This is a genomic window from Noviherbaspirillum sp. L7-7A (genome assembly GCF_019052805.1).
GTDB lineage: Bacteria > Pseudomonadota > Gammaproteobacteria > Burkholderiales > Burkholderiaceae_D > Noviherbaspirillum_A.
The window spans coordinates 346,476-363,730 of the sequence record NZ_JAHQRJ010000002.1 but is presented as its reverse complement, the minus strand read 5'-3'; the positions used below and the strand labels follow the sequence as shown (position 1 = coordinate 363,730).

General features: G+C 53.2%; 14 protein-coding genes, 5 pseudogenes and 1 other annotated feature. Of the genes and pseudogenes, 8 read left to right on the top strand and 11 right to left on the bottom strand.

The genetic code is table 11. The annotated features are described in order from the left end of the window. Positions 1-274: 274 nt before the first annotated feature. A complete protein-coding gene (locus KTQ42_RS19925; RefSeq protein ID WP_217347348.1) occupies positions 275-1,255 on the bottom strand; it encodes an AraC family transcriptional regulator in 981 nt (326 codons plus the stop codon). 495 nt (positions 1,256-1,750) lie between these two features. Here KTQ42_RS19925 and KTQ42_RS19920 point away from each other — a divergent pair, with 495 nt between their 5' ends. Beyond that, positions 1,751-1,987, top strand: coding sequence for a hypothetical protein (locus KTQ42_RS19920; RefSeq protein ID WP_217347347.1), 237 nt, complete (start codon positions 1,751-1,753; stop codon positions 1,985-1,987). 100 nt (positions 1,988-2,087) lie between these two features. Next, positions 2,088-2,924: a class I SAM-dependent methyltransferase gene (locus tag KTQ42_RS19915; RefSeq protein ID WP_217347346.1), complete on the top strand. Its 837-nt coding sequence runs from the start codon at positions 2,088-2,090 to the stop codon at positions 2,922-2,924. A gap of 178 nt (positions 2,925-3,102) precedes the next feature. On the opposite strand, the pseudogene KTQ42_RS19910 reads toward KTQ42_RS19915, so the two are convergent. Further along, a pseudogene (locus KTQ42_RS19910) lies at positions 3,103-3,363 on the bottom strand (type IV pili twitching motility protein PilT); the annotation flags it as partial. Here KTQ42_RS19910 and KTQ42_RS19905 point away from each other — a divergent pair. Continuing rightward, a complete protein-coding gene (locus KTQ42_RS19905; RefSeq protein WP_217347345.1) occupies positions 3,363-3,590 on the top strand; it encodes a hypothetical protein in 228 nt (75 codons plus the stop codon). The pseudogene KTQ42_RS19910 and the gene KTQ42_RS19905 overlap by 1 nt on opposite strands. A gap of 111 nt (positions 3,591-3,701) precedes the next feature. Continuing rightward, positions 3,702-4,010, top strand: coding sequence for a hypothetical protein (locus KTQ42_RS19900; RefSeq protein WP_217347344.1), 309 nt, complete (start codon positions 3,702-3,704; stop codon positions 4,008-4,010). A gap of 11 nt (positions 4,011-4,021) precedes the next feature. Here KTQ42_RS19900 and KTQ42_RS19895 read toward each other — a convergent pair whose 3' ends face one another. Beyond that, the gene (locus KTQ42_RS19895) at positions 4,022-4,312 is read right to left on the bottom strand and encodes a hypothetical protein (RefSeq protein WP_217347343.1); all 291 of its coding nucleotides are present in this window, start codon (positions 4,310-4,312) and stop codon (positions 4,022-4,024) included. Positions 4,313-4,472: 160 nt separating this feature from the next. Between KTQ42_RS19895 and KTQ42_RS19890 the strand changes: the two genes are divergently transcribed. After that, positions 4,473-4,670: a hypothetical protein gene (locus tag KTQ42_RS19890; RefSeq protein WP_217347342.1), complete on the top strand. Its 198-nt coding sequence runs from the start codon at positions 4,473-4,475 to the stop codon at positions 4,668-4,670. 866 nt (positions 4,671-5,536) lie between these two features. On the opposite strand, the gene KTQ42_RS19885 is transcribed toward KTQ42_RS19890, so the two are convergent. Both KTQ42_RS19885 and mscL read right to left on the bottom strand, forming a co-directional pair. Further along, positions 5,537-5,968, bottom strand: coding sequence for a septal ring lytic transglycosylase RlpA family protein (locus tag KTQ42_RS19885; RefSeq protein WP_217347341.1), 432 nt, complete (start codon positions 5,966-5,968; stop codon positions 5,537-5,539). A gap of 32 nt (positions 5,969-6,000) precedes the next feature. Continuing rightward, positions 6,001-6,447, bottom strand: a complete 447-nt coding sequence (gene mscL, locus KTQ42_RS19880) for a large conductance mechanosensitive channel protein MscL (RefSeq protein ID WP_217347340.1) — start codon at positions 6,445-6,447, stop codon at positions 6,001-6,003. A 1,178-nt stretch (positions 6,448-7,625) separates the two neighbouring features. Between mscL and KTQ42_RS24050 the strand changes: the two are divergent. Continuing rightward, positions 7,626-7,916, top strand: a pseudogene (locus tag KTQ42_RS24050) (hypothetical protein). Positions 7,917-7,949: 33 nt separating this feature from the next. Here the strand turns inward: KTQ42_RS24050 and KTQ42_RS19875 are convergent. Further along, the gene (locus KTQ42_RS19875; protein WP_217347339.1) at positions 7,950-8,240 is read right to left on the bottom strand and encodes a hypothetical protein; all 291 of its coding nucleotides are present in this window, start codon (positions 8,238-8,240) and stop codon (positions 7,950-7,952) included. A gap of 534 nt (positions 8,241-8,774) precedes the next feature. Between KTQ42_RS19875 and KTQ42_RS19870 the strand changes: the two are divergent. After that, positions 8,775-9,440: pseudogene (locus tag KTQ42_RS19870) on the top strand (IS256 family transposase); the annotation flags it as partial. Between the two features lie 1,219 nt (positions 9,441-10,659). Here KTQ42_RS19870 and KTQ42_RS19865 read toward each other — a convergent pair. The 4 genes and pseudogenes from KTQ42_RS19865 to KTQ42_RS19850 form a co-directional block, all read right to left on the bottom strand. Continuing rightward, a pseudogene (locus KTQ42_RS19865) lies at positions 10,660-11,167 on the bottom strand (IS3 family transposase); the annotation flags it as partial. Beyond that, positions 10,809-10,924 (bottom strand) — a sequence feature (AL1L pseudoknot). It overlaps the preceding pseudogene by 116 nt. Positions 11,168-11,269: 102 nt before the next feature. Then, on the bottom strand, positions 11,270-11,755 hold the full coding sequence (locus tag KTQ42_RS19860; protein WP_217347338.1) for a hypothetical protein: 486 nt from the start codon (positions 11,753-11,755) through the stop codon (positions 11,270-11,272). A gap of 362 nt (positions 11,756-12,117) precedes the next feature. Further along, positions 12,118-12,930, bottom strand: a complete 813-nt coding sequence (locus KTQ42_RS19855; RefSeq protein WP_217347337.1) for a transglycosylase SLT domain-containing protein — start codon at positions 12,928-12,930, stop codon at positions 12,118-12,120. 774 nt (positions 12,931-13,704) lie between these two features. Beyond that, positions 13,705-13,977: pseudogene (locus tag KTQ42_RS19850) on the bottom strand (ISKra4 family transposase); the annotation flags it as partial. Positions 13,978-15,412: 1,435 nt separating this feature from the next. Between KTQ42_RS19850 and KTQ42_RS19845 the strand changes: the two are divergent. Beyond that, complete coding sequence (locus KTQ42_RS19845) at positions 15,413-15,829, top strand: hypothetical protein (protein ID WP_217347335.1); 417 nt, start codon at positions 15,413-15,415, stop codon at positions 15,827-15,829. Between the two features lie 622 nt (positions 15,830-16,451). Here KTQ42_RS19845 and KTQ42_RS19840 read toward each other — a convergent pair. Beyond that, positions 16,452-17,183, bottom strand: a complete 732-nt coding sequence (locus KTQ42_RS19840; protein WP_217347334.1) for an IclR family transcriptional regulator — start codon at positions 17,181-17,183, stop codon at positions 16,452-16,454. Positions 17,184-17,255 lie beyond the last annotated feature (72 nt).

Sequence of the window (17,255 nt, the reverse complement as noted above, 5' to 3'; positions counted from 1 at the left end):
CCGTTGGTTAACTGCTATGAATTCAACAATGAAAATACCTTCCTGGGTGTAATTCTATGCTGCAACTGTATTTGAGGGTTAACGCTTGGCACCGGCCATCGTTGGCACAAGGCGGCCCCCATTTGAAGCAAGCCAGATAGGAACGGTATTACATCCCGAGTGCATCTTCAGCGCTGAAAATAATGGCTGATGCAGGAAGTCATTGCGCCTGTCTGGCTTCGCTGCGGCCAGCCGTTCTGTTTCAGCGCGTTGCCGTGATCACGCCGATAAGCGTCTAACCGGGTTGCCGATGGCTGTTGCGCCAGCTCGCTGGCGGCAGACCGAATTCGCGCTTGAATGCCCGGCTGAAAGCTGCTTCTGAGTCATATCCCACCGTGCCTGCCACTTCAGCCAGGGACCGGCTCCCATTGCGCAGCGCATGCGCGGCGGCGCGCAGGCGCCAGCGTGCCAGATATTGCATGGGCGGCTGGCCAAGCAGATCGCTGAAACGCTGCGCAAACGCCGAGCGGGACAATCCAACGTTGCCAGCCAGTTCATCGACAGTCCAGGCATGCGCCGGCTGCGCGTGCAGGCGCAACATCGCAGGCCCGACATAGCGGTCACGGAGCGCGGCCAGCCAGCCCTTCTCGCTGTCGGGCATGGAATCGATGCAACGCCGCACTGCGTGTACAAACAATAGTTCCGAAAGCTTGGACAGCATGGTTGCGCTGCCGGCCCGCGGCTCGGCGGCTTCAGCCGTTGCGAAATCCAGCGCCGGCGCCAGCCATGCCGATTCGACACCGCTGCCGATGTTGACCTTGAACAGCTTTGGCAGGGACAGTAAAAGGGGATTGCCCAGCACACCATCGCAGGTCAGGAAGCCGCAGATCATGCGGGTCGTCGTGCCGCCGCCACCATAATTGAAGCGCAATACCCGGCCTGGATGCATTTCGACATGCTGTGCAAGGAGTTGCTCGGATGGCGCCGGCTCCAGGTCCAGTGTGCTGCCCAGCAAATGCGCATCGCCTTGCGGCACCACCAGCACATCGCCCGCATTAAGCTCAACCGCCGATCCTTTTTCACCAGACAGGCATGTCACGCAGTGCCCTTCGGCGATCAGGTGATACGCGACAACCCGGTCCGAGCGTGGCAGGTAAGCGGCGCAGATTTCATCGCTCGCCTTGCTGAGTACGCACCATGGCGCCGTGAACTCTGCGGTCAGGAAGACCGCGCCGCTGAGCTCGACCACTTGCAAGACTTGCGATAGCGCATCCATGGGACTGATTTCATTCCGGCGTCCCGGACAAGAAAGCCGGACGCCCGATCATTCAATAAAGAGAGGCGGACAACGATACTGCAATTGTGCTCCTCTTTTGGCAAGGAAGGGAGCAATACCGGGAAATCATTATGCAAACCACCTGTCAGCGCGAAATGAATCGGTCGAACGTGTACGCAAGATTGACGGTAGCCATCGCTGCCCGCCGCCTGCCCTTGAAGATGCGCATGGCATTCAAGACCTTTGCAAAGCGTCTTGTCCCGATGATTGCAACGGCAAGCGTGGCAGCGGCGGGCCGGCCCTCTCCAACCTTAGCCTTTGCGCTTGCCCTAGCGCTTGAGCTTGGCGCCACTACCGTGCGCCTGCCCTTGATTAGCGCAGGCATCGCCGCTTTCGCGCGAGTCGTGGCGTTGGCAATTATAGCGCTCACTTTCTATATTGCCGCCGATAGCGGACACCAGTTTTCAGGCGCCGTCCGAAGCTTGGAGAAAACATATGGCGACGCCCAGAAGCTATGGGAAGTGGTGCAAAACCTGCGGCGGCCATTTGTTTACGGGGCATCCTGGCATGGGGCTCACAGACGTCTATACAGCCAGAATTCCAGCGTTTCCCTATTTCGCGGGTATCCATGTGCATTACACGGAGACCAAACTGCCGGTGAAAGACGGCTTGTCGAAAATGAAGGACCTGCCCGCTGAAATGGGCAGGTCCGGCATCACCATGGCGGAATAAGCCCGCCGCCATCCAAGCCGGTGTTCCGGCATTCCGTCAACGCGCCTGATCCGCTTGTCGCAGGCCCTGACACCAACCTCCATCTCTAAGGAGTACCACCATGTCTACAGTAACCCCCGTTCCCCAGGCTAACATCGATCTGTCCGCAGTCAAGACGCGTCAGCAGGCCGCCTGGTCCACCGGAAACTATGCGGTCGTCGGCACAACGTTGCAACTTGTCGGAGAATCCTTGTGCGAAGCGCTGGACCTGCGCGCCGGTTCGCGTGTGCTCGATGTCGCAGCCGGCAACGGTAATGCAACGCTGGCTGCGGCGCGCCGCTGGTGCGACGTCACTTCCACCGACTATGTGGCCTCGCTGCTTGAGTCGGGGCGGGCGCGAGCGCAAGCTGAAGGTCACGACATTCAGTTCCAGGTGGCCGACGCCGAAAACCTGCCATTCCCCGATGCCTCCTTCGATGTCGTGCTGTCTACATTCGGGGTGATGTTTACCCCGGACCAGCAGCGGGCCGCAGCCGAGCTGGCGCGGGTCTGCAGGCCGGGCGGCAAGATAGGTCTTGCCAACTGGACGCCAGAGAGTTTCATCGGTCAGCTGTTCAAGTTGATAGGCCGCTACATCCCGCCCGCGCCGGGCGTCAGATCGCCAGCGCTGTGGGGCACTAGGGCCGGGCTGGAAGAACTGTTCGGCGCGTCCGCCCAGGAAATACAGGCAACTAGTCGCTCGTATATGCTTCGTTACCGTTCGCCCCAGCATTGGCTCGACGTATTTCGCACTTACTATGGCCCGCTCAACAAGACCCTGGCCGCCCTGGATGATGAGAAGCGATCAACCTTTATTCAGGAAGTGTTCACGCTAATGAAGGAGGGCAACCGCTCCGGGGACGATACGCTGGTGCTCCCAAGTGAATACCTCGAGGTGGTGATTACCCGCAAGGCATGAGTTGCGCATGGCCCGTCGCCCCTTGGCCCTGCGGCAGGCGTTTCCTGTTCCGCCTGACAAGCCCAAACTGATGCAGAAGCGTAATGCAGCGCAGCCAGCGGCCCGGCGTCAGTTCCGAACGCTGCCGGTTTATCCAGGTGCCGGCGCCTGGATAAACCGGTGCATCGCGTCCTGCTGCTCATACGATGCCGAGATGAGCAGTGCCAGCCGCCAGGTCACGATCCTTCGCGTTCTTGCTGTTGAGTTTGATGGACAGCCGGAGGTTATTGAGCGAATCGGCATTTCGCAGCCCGTCCTCGTAGGAAATGCGATCAGTTTCGTACAAGTCGAAGAGTGCCTGATCGAAGGTTTGCATACCGATCTCACGCGACTTCTTCATGATCTCAACGGCCGCGCAACGCCCCTTCGTCTGTTTCAGCGGCACAAGGCGCTGAGAAATTGGAATATCAGGAGCGCCCTGAAATCAATTTTCGGGCAGGCTATGGACGTGTCTTCGGCGACGAGAACGTTGTGCGCTCGACTTTGTGCCAGCATTGCGTCAAAGCGATCTTGGGACTGTGGCTGGAAGTCATTGCCGACGATTCGCGCCACCGAGTAGCGGTTGGCCAGCCTGCGGGCGCTTATCAAGCGCATCAGATTTCTCTACCAGACGACGGCAAGAGGTAAGCAGCTTATGCGAAAAATCGGTTCTAAAAGAAATATTGGCATGATGGAAACCTTTTTCAGCGACTATTGTCTATTTTCGGATTTCAACAAAGTCACAAATAGGAGGTAGCCATGGACCGGCAGCACCCACAGACGTCCCAGACGAGCTACGACCCCAACCATCTGCTTGATATGATACTTGAACGGCTCAAACTAAAAAACGATGCAGCACTTTCCCGCGCGCTCGAAGTTGCGCCACCAGTCATCAGCAAAATCCGCCACCGCCGTCTCCCCGTAGGCGCGTCCATGCTAATTCGCATGCACGAAGTGACAGATCTTTCAGTGGCAGAATTGAGGGAAATGCTGGGTGATCGTCGCGGTAAGTACAGAATCAGTGCCGTGCAAGGAAAACCCAAGCAGGGCGCCTTGGCCGGGGATTAGGCTTTTACCCATCAGCCTTCTCTAGGCTTACCCGGGACAAGGCTGATGCGGTATTTCTGGCGCCTGTCGCGCATCAGGTCGCGCAGCTCGCGGATCGGCAGGTTTGATACCTCGTGCATGCGGATAAGCAGCGCAGCGCTCACCGGCAGGTGCCGATGACTAATTTTGCTTAGGATGGGAGGGACAACTTCGAGCAATCGCGCCAGAGCAGCGTCATTCTTCAGCCCTAGTTTTTCGATCAGTGCGTTTAGTAGATTGTCAGTATTGTATGAATGTGGTGCAGACGCGGACGTAGTTTCCATTGGGTAGCCAAGCATAACTGAGGCACCCCAATATTATCCTAATAGCAATAAAATTATTGGCTAATTAACATGCAAGGTCATTGCTTCGGCCTCATTGAGAGGCATCCCCCTCTAGGAAATGAATGCAGATCGGGAAAAGTTCAGTACATAGGAGATACGCATGGATCACAAAGTAAGCCCAAAAGATCGACCACTTGATCAGCATCTTGTTGACGCAGTTGAGAACGTAGAGAACACTGCGCCACAACCAAATATTGGCACAAGTGACACGGGTGCGGTTGAAGGTAATACTAGCGGCCAGAATCAGTCTGATAAACAAATGGATCACGAAATAGAGAAGCAAGATCAGCCAGAATGAAACAGAATGGGCACTATCCATCTCGGAGAGTGTCCATTGCTACGGATGATATGTATTGGTTCCAACTTGATATGACAGAACGTTGCAGATCAAGAATGTCGTTTTCGACCCATAGCCGAAATTCGCTTATTCATAGGTTAAAGAGTTGCGGAACCGCCCATAAATCTTTGCGATTTCATTTCCACTTTATTGGTAGCTACCTCGGACTAAATGCCTTGCGCTGTCTCGATGAAGTGCAGAGGACGTAGGGCGCAGCTGATACTCAGGACTTGCCCTTGATGCTGGAAGCGACGCACCTGTTACTAGTACAACCTGCCTTTACATACACGGTCTGTTCGCTAGATTCATCTTTTGAAGCGTCCGCTATGCAGTTCTTTCCTGTCGTTAGGAGCGCAGGCTCGAACTTCTGATAAGGGTCGATTTTTCCGTTCGCCAGGCCCCTGCGATTGTCTGCTTTTGAAAACCAAGATGTTCAGACTGATAGCGGACATTTTCTCCATGTCAATGAAGAGCATCGTCCACTGCACTGGACACTTCGGAAATTTTAAAACACATGTTCTTACCTGGACAATAGTCATCCAGCATGGTAAACCTAGAACAACGTCTGTTCTATTCCAGAGGTTAACCCAATTTTTCTCAATTTTCACGACGGGTCATAAAATGACCAACATATTGCGTCGTTTGTTCACCCCAAAATCGTCGCGCTTTGTTTCGAAGGCTTGGCATCGTCATTAAGTAAATATGCCGATTTATTGCAGTCTGGTCAGTTAAAGCGCCCCCTTGTTTCAAGAAAGCGTGCCAAAGGCATGACTTTTTCGGCTGTGAGTGACACCGCTCGTCTTCATGACCGGTTTGACGAATTCTCGTTAGGATTGTTTGTTTTGCCGCTTTGAAGGTGTCTCTACAACATCGAGTTTGGCTTCTACGACTCCAGAACGGAACATTCCTAAACGCTGTGCCGCAGCGTAGGTAACATCACCGACTAATTCAGGCGAGCTTGGACCCCGATCATTGACGCGGACAACAACGCTTTTCTTATTCTTTAAATTTGTCACTCGGACTTTCGTTCCGAAAGGCAGGGTTTTGTGCGCCATGGTTAGTGCGCGAGCGCTAAAGCGTTCTCCACTAGCGGTTATTCGACCGTTAAATTTGCTGCCATACCACGCGACTTTTCCGGAAGAGACGTGTGTACTGCTGCTATGAGCCGTGTTGGCATGCCCGGTAGATTGCGCAGTCGCCTCATTGATTAAAGAAAACAATGCAGTAGCCGCACACACTGAAAGGAAAGAGCGAATCATATTGTCTCCAGTTGATTGTTCACGCAAAACTTTTATCGTGAATTGCTTGGTTGTTTCAGTGAGTCACGTATCTCACGGAGTAGCAGTACCTCCTCTGGTATGGATGGTTTTACAGCCGGCATCTCCCTATCCTTACGTAGCGAAAGCGATCTAGCCTTGTTAATCATACGTACCATTAAAAAAATGATGAATGCCAGAATAATAAAATTAATCAAAACCGTCAAAAAATTACCATAAGCCAATACGGCGCCGGCCTTTTTTGCATCTGCCAACGGTAACTGCATGCTTTGGCCATTCAATGGTAGATAGTAATTGGAAAAATCTACACCACCAAAAATCTTCCCTACAATCGGCATCATAACGTCTTGCACTAAAGACTCGACGATTTTGCCAAACGCTGCACCGATAATAACGGCAACTGCCAAATCGACAACATTGCCTTTGATAGCAAAGGCTTTGAACTCTTGCAGGACGCTCATAACATGTTTTCTTTATTTGATTGGACGCTTTTCATACATAAAATATTTTCAATGGGAAATATTTTGCAACTTGCGCGGTTAAAAAGTTTTTTTGAGATTATTCAAGCACTTCAAATACACTAAATCACCCCATGGTTCTGCTAGCTACAAACCGATGCGTTGTACGAACTGGCAGCATTCTTACCCTCAGCATAACGTCGTCAATGATAAGCAGCACCTATTTCAATCAAGGCTTTGCTTCAATCGAAGGTGCTTGCCAGTTCAGCCCCATTTTTTGACCTTCGGAATTCTTCAGGGCCGACTACTATTTCGTGCGCTTCCGCCGTATAACGGACCCTAATTCATTTATGTTATGACCGAACTAACATTTCAATTATCGCAAAAGTTGAAAAGTATAGGAGACTATTGAATCTAAGCATTCGAACACAAAACATGGCCTTAGCCTCAGTCCGAAGCTGTTCGACTGCTAAGCTGTTCGACCGGTCGCGCCGTCCGATAGAGCCGTCTTCAATAGACTGGTTTTTTTAAACAATCCGCGAAGGAATCGCTAGTTCAGGCGGCGCGGCTCGGCACCCACGCACCCGGTATTGCAAAGGGGTAGTTAGGACTGTTTCGGGATAGTATTTTCACGGCAATGACTTTGCGGTGTTACCGGGCGCTGTTAAAGCGCTTCGCCTCTTGTTAAACCTGGTTTTTTCGGATCACATCAATAACGAAACCGTCTCGGTATTGGATAACTGCGACTATCCTCTCAGCTTCGTGACGGTGAAGTACGGGCGGGGTATCGGAGACTGTTTCTAGGAAGCGTCAGCAGCTGCCTTCGGGCAGGCCGACGCGCTTCGGCTGCCGGGCGTGCGTGCTATCCTCTTTGACGATGCCTCGACCGGAGACCAGAAGGCCATCTGTCTTTAAAGAGATCGTCCGGCGTACCGGTGGCGTATGCCTGAATTTCTATGGCAGCAGGCTTGGTAATCCGCGCGAAATTCTGGAGGCGGTGGCCGTGCTGGCATATGGCGGGATAAAGCTACTGGAATAAAAGAAGGGAGAATTGCCGGGTGCGCGTCGCCTGTTACCTTTCCTCACCTGAACGCCTAGAAAGGCAAAGATGATGAATATTCTGTATCATTAATTTCCTATAAGATATTATTTGCTTTTTTCATCAGCACCTCACCGTCTCAGTGGAAGCACCACTTACCACTACGCCCAACACCTATAACCTCGACAATCTGCTTGACGCGCTTCTTGAAAGGCTCGAACTGAAAAATGACGCAGCGCTGGCCCGTTTGCTGGAAGTTGCGCCGCGTCTGTTGCGCAAGATTCGGCATTGACGCTTGCCGGTCGGCTCGGCCCTGCTCATCCGCATGCATGAGGTATCAGGCTTGTCGATCCGTGAATTACGCAACCTGATGGGCGACCGGCGTCAGAAGTACCGGATCAGCCTGGTCCAAGGCAAGCCCAAAGAAGCCTAACAATCGTTTGGGTTCAGCAAGGCCGGCGAGGTTTTAATTCTTTGGCCTTCCTTGCACGTCGCTGATCCGGAATTTCTGCCTGCGGTCACCCAATAACTCGCGCAGCTGCTTGACGGACAAGTCCGCGACTTCATGCATGCGGATGAGCAAGGACGCACCGACTGGCAAGCGACGGTGCCGTACCTTGCTGATGACGGGCGGAGCAACTTCGAGAGCCCTGGACAAGGCAGCATCATTTTTCAGTTCGAGCCTCTTGATAAGCGCGTCGAGTAACCTGTCCGGGTTGTATTCCGCCTGCGCCATAATCGATTCGTTCTGGTCCATGATCGCTTTCGTATTAAAATGTCATTATTGTTACATGTTAAACAATTTTCCTCCTCGAAAGTTGTTGAAGCGCAAACGATTGCGTATCGGGCTGTTCTCCTCTCATCCCTCCTGTCATTCCGTTCTTGGTGATCGGCGCCCTCGCGCCCGACCCCGCCTATCAACGCGTTAGCCCGTAACTCTTATTCGTGCCCGGTTATCACTGCGTCTAGTGCATTCCCATGACCTAGGAAAAACCGGTATCAGCCTGCAACCTCTTTGTTCATTAGCGACTACTGATCGAAAACGTGCAGCGCGCGCAGAGGTCGCCGACCGAGGAAGCGGTCGCAGCTGCCCGCGTGTTGCAAAGCTGTGCCAGTGACCACGACGAGGCGGCAAAGCGTCTTGGCTGGTCTCATGCGACCCTGGTCAAGCGTCTGGTGCTGACCAACTGTTCAGAAGCCGTTCGCACCGCGGTCAACGGACGCAAGATCCAGTTGGGCCATGCCGAGCTGCTCGCGGCGACCGAAAAGGCTGTTCGGGACAAGGCGCTGGGGCGTGCTGCCGGACGGCTCGCGACATCCTCGGGCTGTGGATCGAGAACACGGAGGGGGCGAAATTCTGGATGAAAGTGTTCACTGACCTCAATACGCACGGCCTGGGCGACATCCTGATCGCTGTCACCGACGGACTCAAGGGCATGCCTGAAGCGCTGGCAGCGGTGTACCCGGCCACGACGCTACAGACCTGCATCGTGCACCTGATCTGCAACAGCCTGGACTACGCCAGCTGGAAGGACCGTAAGGTGCTGGCCGCGGCGATCAAGCCTATCTATGCAGCAGCGAGCGCAGCAGCAGCGAGCGCAGAGGCGGCAGCGGCAGAACTGGACGCCTTCGAGGACGGCCCCTGGGGCAAAAAATTCCCGACCGTGGTGGCCAGCTGGCGACGGGCCTGGACCCACGTGATCCCGTTCTTTGCCTTCCCGCCCGAGGTGCGCCGCGTGATCTACACCACCAACGCCATCGAGAGCGTCAATGCCAGGCTACGCAAGATCCTCAAGACGCGCGGACACTTCCCGACTGACGACGCTGCCACCAAGTTGATGTAGCCGGCGCTGCGCAATATCACCGCTGAATGGGGCGCGCTGCGAATAACTGGAAGACCGCGATGAATCAATTTGCGATTCTGTTTGACGATCGATTCACCCGAATGATCGGCTAGAATGCAAGCCGACTTTACCGCTGCGCCGCACGCTTGTACCCTGCGCGTAGGGTGGTGAGCAGCGCCATGAAAAGTCTACGAAGCCCCGCACTAACCCACCATAACGACATTTGCACGGCCGCCATGTGTTGTCGCCGGTGCCGGTGATATTAGGCACTTGCAGTGAATGTGCTCGGCAAAAAAAGCCCGCTTCATGTGAGCGGGCAGTTCCCCACGCGGGGAGGCTGGGGAAAAGACTGACTGAATCTGCTTTATACCTATTCGCCCCCTTTAGTTCTGCCAGACAGGGGCGCATCTGGCTGTAGGACGTCATAGAGTCAGGCCAGCGCATTATCACGACCCGGCGCATTTGCTGCTGGCCTGATCATGCGTGCAATCGCTTGATCAGACTGGCCCTCGTCCAGGAACCGCCGCGCGCAGTCGGTATGCCGCCAGCACGGCGCACCGGTTGGCGTATGTCATGAGTTCGACATGCAGTTCGGCTACTATCCGCCCCATGTGGCTTCGAAGAGAGACAAAGCTTTCAACAAAATAGGCCGCATCCACCGGAGCTGGCGGTCGGCAGCAATACCAGCACCACATTCCTCGACTGGATCCGATTCGCAGGATGTTCATTCCCAAGCCCAACGGCAAGCTAAGGCCGCTGGACATCTCGACTGTACGGATCGGGTCTGCATGACAGCAGCAATGCTGGTGCTCGAACCGATCTTCAAAACCGCCCTTCCAACAAAGCAGTACGCGCACCGGACGGGCCGCAATGCCCAACAGGCAGCGCAAGAGGTGCAGGAACGGATTCGCCGGGGACAAACGGAGGTGGTCGACGCTGTTCTTGCTGATTACGTCGGCAACATTTCACATTCAGAACTGATGCGCGCGCTGGCACGACGCATCGTCGACCGGCAATTGCTGCATCTGATCCGGATGGGCTGGAATGCGCTATTAAGGAAACCGACGGGCAAGGAGTCAGGACACCAAGGACTGTCACCCAGCGGCGCTGGCGAAGCTGCAGCCATGCTGGGACCGCGGGCGGGGCCGACGGCGCCGGTGCAGCGGCCGGCACAGGTAGCGGCAGCAGCGGCAAGTAGGGAGACATTCCCGCTGGCTAAGCCTAGCCGCGATGGCACGACAAGCGTTATGGCACTGCTTGCCTTGCAGCTTCTTCCGCACTTCCTACCGGTTTCTACGCTTTCTTCCGACTCGCTTTGGCGAGCAGCTTGCCACCACGCAGGCCGGCCTTGCGCATCAGACGCTCCACCGTGCAGCGGGCAACATTGGTTTCTTCACGCCGCAGCTGCCGCCACACTTTGTCGGCGCTGTAGACCTGCAGATTCGCCTGCCAAACACGTTCGATGTCGAAGCTTAGCGCGTCGTCGCGTCCTGCATCACCTTGCAGATCGGCTCGACACCGTAGGCATGGCGATACCGGTCAATGAAAGCCCTCACGGCTTGAAGGGGTGGTCGAGCTCCACCTGGGCGAAAACGCGCTCGCCAAGCGCAGGATCTCGTTTGCTGCGCAGCTCACGCACTTCTCGTTCGAGTGCCTTGACGCGCTCCTCTTCGGCAGTAGTCGGTCCGGGCCGCTGACCAGTATCACGCTTTTGCTGGCAGACCCAGCGGCGCAGCGTCTCCGGCGTGCAGCCAATCTTGGCAGCGATCGGCATGACCGCCGCCCATTGCGACTCGTACTGACTACCCGCTTCGCCAATCACACGCACGGCACGTTCGATGGCCTCGGGGAAATATTAAGGTTGCTTCTTCATAGCTCCATTCTCTCAAACGAGGGAGCCTATACAAACCCGGGGCGATTCAGCTACAGACGCCATATGCCTTCATGGCGTTGTCACTATCAGCTTTATGTTGAACAAGTTCGCTCCTTTAAACTGATTCGGAATGCTATCGAGAGTGCCCGTTCCTGTTGCGCCTGCATAGGCGCCGGTTCCTGACAAGATCTTGTATTCTCCATGCACCGGCTGATTTGGTTTAAAGTCCCCGGTAAAGCGGGCCGTTATCGTGGAGCCATCGTCAAAGGTATAGGTGCTATATCCATACATTGAACCAACTCCCTTGTTGAGATCCGAAACGGTGACGAATTCCTTGACCGCGATTCGACCATCCTTAAATATACCAACGCCGAAAGCTTTTGATTCTGTAATCATTTGACCCGGCACATTAGGCGCTTCTAGCGCTGTCGGTTCGTATAGTTTTACTACCAACTTGAATTCCAATGTCTTTTCTGCTGCCGACACTGATGGGCTAAAGGGAAAATATCCTGCAATAACTACTGCCAGGACCGCCAACTTGTTTTTGTATCGCATGATTTTCTCCACTAAAACAGTTAGTTGCTCTAAACCGTTTGACTTCAGTTTAGGCTGCGATAGCGAGAAAGCGGCTTGTAGTAGTGGTGCGTTGATGTATATCAGAAGGCGAAAACTGGATTAGTTAAGGAGAAACGGCATTCTTTAGCTCCCACACTTTCATCATGCGCCGTTGATCGTCAGTAAGGTCAGAATGTGCGATCGCGAGAAGGTCGAAAACCTCCTGCTGGTCGCTGTTTCTGGGCATTCAATCATCCAGTTGCACAAGCGCTGGCGATTTACTGTTATCGATGCCGCAATTTCAAGCTCGAAACGCATTTTGTATGACCGAGAAGGTTGGGGCAGCGCTATACAACCAAACTTTAAGCACATGCACCTGATGGGGACGCCACCTGTCGAAGCTGTTCCTGCATCGCCAGTACTTTGTTAGCGTAGGAGTATGTCGTATCCTGCTTTGCTCCGTTGTACGCTTGTAGTGCCTTTTTGGGCGAACCGTATTGCTTTTCATAAGTCTTGTAAATGCGGATGCCTGCAGCAACATTTAGCGGAATGTGCTCGGTCAGGACTTTCTCAACTAGTTTTCGACTCTTTAAACGAATTCCAAGATCCTCAAGCACGTTCTTATGAATAGGCGCGTAGACCTGCATTAAGCCTGTGGCGCCATATCCGCTTCTCGCCTTGTGATTGAAACTGGACTCACTGGCAATGATGCCAAGGGCAAGATATGGATCCATATCGTTTTTCTTACTCAGGGAGATTGTGGTCGTGACAATCTCTCTTGCCGTCGAGGCTGAGACTTTGTATCGCGTCTCGACGTGGGACGCGAGCCTATGTCCGGTCTGCGCATCAAGATTGGGGGAAGCACTAGCAATTTTGCCCGTTTCCTTCTCGCAGATTGCCGTGGGGCCAGATTTCTCTTTCTCGATTTCGCTTTTCGCCGGTGCGGTCTGCACCGCGTTTTTCTCCACTGTTGCCTGCGACGGTGATTTGCTTCGCTGGTACTGTGTTTGCGAATCATTTGCCTGCAATCTGTCGGCTGCTAAATGTGAGATTTGTGTGCCGATAATGAACAGTCCAAGCGATCCTGTAAAAAAAGGAATCAGATTATTTCTATTAATAATTTTCGACGAAATTTTATGGATGGCTTTGCTGGGTGGGAATTTTTTGTTTCGCATTGTTAATACCCTTTAAATCGTTAGGACGTAACAGGTCCTTGGATAAACCAATATTCTTTAAAATCGTTTTCGCACCCCGTTCGGGCACGAAGCATTAATCTGCAACCTAAATAATTGCTTCAATGCACAGCTAGAACCTTCGTATGCTAGCTTGTGCCTAGTTGCCTAGGGAAAACAGATAGCTTTCCGAGCCAATTAAAAACTTGATTTTTTCATCAACTGCCAATGCCAAGGTTTAGATTTTAACGGGTCCAGCGATAGGCGCAATGAATTATAGCTAATCAAGGAATAGCGTTTACCATAGTAAATAATCGTAATTGCTTTGCAACTAGTTCATTGATAACCGGCATTAGTCCTGTTGGAAATTTTATGTGCGCAATGATTAGGCAGTAGGGCCGTCATAAACCAAACTTCTATTTTAGTTTGCGAGAATTGTTACGAAATTTGTATGTGGGATTTATCAAAATAAGCTAATGAGTGCGGTTTATCGTATTCGAATGGAACGATACCTAATCTGGGAATCGAATTAGAATTGAAGACCGGAGCTATAGCTAGGAAACTCCGAAATGCAAGAATCGTCGTACTCCTCAGTCTGCTGGCCCCCATAGTGGCATGTCCGCAAGACATACAGCAAAAGCCCTCCCGCTACCCAATGGAGGTTGCCTGAGTGGATGTGGGACGTTCCGCGCACCCAGCACCTATTGCCGGTCGACGAGGCGAAGGGCATTAAAAACGAGATTGAGGAGAGCAGTTAAAACCGGAAGCACCGCTAGGCTACGCATTGGCAGTGATCGTCATTCTTTTTTCTGTGAATGTTCGTCGTCGATCAGGCATGTCACGCATTTTCAGCTCGCCGTTCAGCACCGCTGCCCGAACCTGCACAAGAAGGTGTGCCCCCTTATTCGTCCAACGCATCTGCCGCTTTTTCGCGCAACGCAAACTGACAACTTCATTGACCGCCGATTCAGCGATGCTGCTACTGATCGGCATGCCGCGCCGATAACGGCATCCATAGTTGACCAGGTATTGCGCATTAGATTCGAGGTACCAATATGTCCTCCGCAATTCCACCATAACGCCCTGCAAGCCGCGTCCTCCGGGGCGAGACCAATCATGTCATGGAGGTTTTCAGTGTCTTCACCTCTTCGGAACCCCTGCCGTACCACGTCAGCTATTTCGCGGATGCGATTTCGTCTTGCACTGAGCGACCGCTCGGTGCTGTCAGATCAGGAAACTTCTGCACCGATTGCTCGATTGCGCGAAATTTCATCGCGATATGAAACCAATCCCGAATCCGAGTCAACGGCCTTTTGGATCCGTCGACCGCTTTTTCGAATTCGCCTGCGCCGTCGGAGACGATGTTTATCTTTGGTCCTGCGCAGCGCCTTGCTCCGAGAGAAAGTGGTCAAGGCGTGTCGCGGCCGAGGTGACTTCCCGGTTGACATAGCCATACACTTTGCAGCTGCCATCATTGCGGACCGGCCGGCGATGATGTTCACGTGCCGCCCAGTGGACGGAAGCTTTTTTGACGGGAAATACTGCGCCAATTTGGCTTCGTCCTGTTCCTGTTGTGAGGAGCGGTGGCGTAACCATGCAGAATCCACTGCCAGGGCGACAATCTTGAGCTTGCCATTTACAGGCGGATCGACGCGTTCACCGTAAGTGGCCCTTTCGGTAGAGTTGTCCAGTTCTTGTCCGACCGTCTATATGCAGTTCCTAAGGCCGGAGATAGAGATAGCCTGATCGACCGGCAAAGTTTCTTTCAAGAGCGCGGTAGCGACCGCATACGGTAGGTGCGCTGCCCACTTGACCTAAAGGTATTCCAATTCAGGACTGGGGCGTCCGGGTAACGCGGCTGCAAGCAGGCTAAATGACTTGCTGCGTGTGTCTTGACCGCACTTGCAGACACGCAGCTGGGGGCTGTCGATGGTCATCTTGCCAAAAACCGTTCGATATTGGATGGTATGTTTGGCCTTAATCGACAAGGCTGCACCGCAGTGGGGGCAGTGTTTGGACGCGGCCACGAAACCGTTTGCTTGCACGTTGACCAAAGCGCGCTGCGCTTCGTGCACAAGTTGTTTGCTTTCAGCTAAGGTCAATCCCAACTGCGTCAGTTCACCATCGGCGCTTCAAATTCAGCCAATCAGACCGGTACACTACCACCAGCATTGTCTTCAAAGCGTGCCTCGATGACCATCCGCATAACTGTCTCTATTTATTGTTATTAAAACAATAATGTATTGCCAAATTAGACCGAACGGTTGCCTCCGGTTTTAACTGCTCTCTCCTACGTCTAGGCCTTGGTTCACCGGCACGACCACGGTGCCAACACATCCGACGCCGAAATACAACGTCGGCAATGAATGACGGCAAAAAAGTTGATTCATTGCAATTTAATGGATAGCATGGATTCAGAAACACACGACAGTAATGTTGCATCATCCATACCAAGTGTAATAAAAGTAAACAGTGGGAGTCGGGGATGGAGACCAGTATTTGCTCGAGCAGGACAGTAGAAAACGCGCAAAGTCCTCTGCAGATTTGCATAGCCGAAGGCGACTGGGTCGCATACAAGCGCTGGATAACAAAAGAAGACGTTGAAAGCAGTATTGCCTTCAAGAGTTATAAAACGGAGACGGCGTATTTTCGCGCCTGTGCACTTGCCTATCTTGGCCGCCGTGCGCAACTTCATGGCGGTGTATGTAGCCGGACGCAGCCACGTGTTTTGACGTCAGCCTTTATCGCAAGCCTTGAAGGCGCGAATCGGAGCGAGCGCTTTCGCCGTTATCCCTGGCTGGAAACCCTGCTAAGCCTTCTAGCACAAATTGACCGCGTACACGAAGACGTCGCTTTCACTGGAAATGTTATTTCCCTCGTGCCGGTATCAAAACCACTCTAAACTGAGCCTGGCTATGTGTTTTACTCGACTAAACGTTTTCATAGGTCGTCAGAGGTTTCTTCGGGTACCGTGTAACGCATAAATGGCGCGGTATCCGGGCGCTTGGTAACAATAGCGCGCTCAATAGACGGCGTACATCTTGTACGGCTGTTGATTCCGGGTCAGCAGAATTTTCGGGATATGCGACGAATACATTCTTCCCCGCAATCTATTGAGCGGTTTTCCCGTGCTACGAAGATAGGACAGGTTGGCCTCAAGAATAGTTAGGTCCGGCGCTGACAGAAGCAGGTACGGATACGGGAGGCGTTAAGTAGCGCTTGGAAATCGGGTTCACTCTGGCATAAACCAATTGGGACAGACGCTTACCAGTTTATTAATTTCACTGGTAGGCAAGGCAGCTTGGGAAAAGTTGTGCCCCTAATCCCACCATCCGATAGGCAACGCCACATCATCTGCATTACGGAGAATAACGCTTTTTGAAGTAGTGGCGTCCATAAGTGCTATTTTACAGCGTTATTCCTGAAGTCGGCCTATATTCAGAGCGACTCCGCAGACGGGTCGAAGGACTGTTGCCGCCGGTCGGACTAGTGGTCCTCCACCTTTTCATGGCCAGTTTTCCGCATCAAGGCATTTGATTCGACAACGATTTTGCTGTCGTGATGACTTTTTCAATGTAATGATCGGCGTAACGGTGTGCTGGCATCGTTAGGGTAAGTGCTCCCGCAAGTTGATGATCTTGCCGAAACACCGGTGCGGAAATGCCGGCTACCTCCGCCAGCCGATCGCCTCTGGTCGCGCAAAATCCCTGCTCGACGATTTGTCGATATATTTCCGCTTCTTCGCTTGGCGCCTTTTTCAGCAATTCCCCGTCGAAAGCCACCAGTACACGCCCCCCTGCACCGCGATAAAGAGGAAGCACTTCGCCGGCACGCACATGGTCCCGTATTGGATGCGGCGAGTCGACCCGGTACAAGCACAAACGTGAATCGCCCTGACGGACATGGTAGGCCGCACTTTCGCCAGTTTGCCTGACAAGTTCCTGCAGCGCTGGCAGCACGATACTTTCTAGCGAAAACGAAGCTGCATAGATGCTATACAAGCGCGCTATTTCACTACCTAAGGCATACCTGCCGTCAGGCATCTTCTGAATCAGCCGCGCGTGCTCAAGTGAAGCGATCGCGCGCAGCACCGTGCTTTTGTATAGCTGGGTGCGTTCGGCCAGTTCACCTAACGCCAGCGCGCGATCGCCAGAGCGAAATGCCGCCAAAAGGGAGATCGCCTTGTCCACGGCAGCGGCACCACCAGGCGCGGCATTCACATCTGCTACCGATTCAGTCTGGGCTTTGCGCGGCATCGGAATTCATCTCCTTAAAAAAAACTTGACATGCATGGGAAGCACTTGCAAACTATTTCGAATGTTAGAACA

Excerpts from the sequence above, each read along its gene's own strand:
- KTQ42_RS19925 (WP_217347348.1), bottom strand. The coding sequence starts at position 1,255 with ATGGATGCGCTATCGCAAGTCTTGCAAGTGGTCGAGCTCAGCGGCGCG.
- KTQ42_RS19920 (WP_217347347.1), top strand. The coding sequence starts at position 1,751 with ATGGCGACGCCCAGAAGCTATGGGAAGTGGTGCAAAACCTGCGGCGGC.
- KTQ42_RS19915 (WP_217347346.1), top strand. The coding sequence starts at position 2,088 with ATGTCTACAGTAACCCCCGTTCCCCAGGCTAACATCGATCTGTCCGCA.
- KTQ42_RS19900 (WP_217347344.1), top strand. The coding sequence starts at position 3,702 with ATGGACCGGCAGCACCCACAGACGTCCCAGACGAGCTACGACCCCAAC.
- KTQ42_RS19895 (WP_217347343.1), bottom strand. The coding sequence starts at position 4,312 with ATGGAAACTACGTCCGCGTCTGCACCACATTCATACAATACTGACAAT.
- KTQ42_RS19890 (WP_217347342.1), top strand. The coding sequence starts at position 4,473 with ATGGATCACAAAGTAAGCCCAAAAGATCGACCACTTGATCAGCATCTT.
- KTQ42_RS19885 (WP_217347341.1), bottom strand. The coding sequence starts at position 5,968 with ATGATTCGCTCTTTCCTTTCAGTGTGTGCGGCTACTGCATTGTTTTCT.
- mscL (WP_217347340.1), bottom strand. The coding sequence starts at position 6,447 with ATGAGCGTCCTGCAAGAGTTCAAAGCCTTTGCTATCAAAGGCAATGTT.
- KTQ42_RS19875 (WP_217347339.1), bottom strand. The coding sequence starts at position 8,240 with ATGGACCAGAACGAATCGATTATGGCGCAGGCGGAATACAACCCGGAC.
- KTQ42_RS19860 (WP_217347338.1), bottom strand. The coding sequence starts at position 11,755 with ATGCGATACAAAAACAAGTTGGCGGTCCTGGCAGTAGTTATTGCAGGA.
- KTQ42_RS19855 (WP_217347337.1), bottom strand. The coding sequence starts at position 12,930 with ATGCGAAACAAAAAATTCCCACCCAGCAAAGCCATCCATAAAATTTCG.
- KTQ42_RS19845 (WP_217347335.1), top strand. The coding sequence starts at position 15,413 with ATGGAGACCAGTATTTGCTCGAGCAGGACAGTAGAAAACGCGCAAAGT.
- KTQ42_RS19840 (WP_217347334.1), bottom strand. The coding sequence starts at position 17,183 with ATGCCGCGCAAAGCCCAGACTGAATCGGTAGCAGATGTGAATGCCGCG.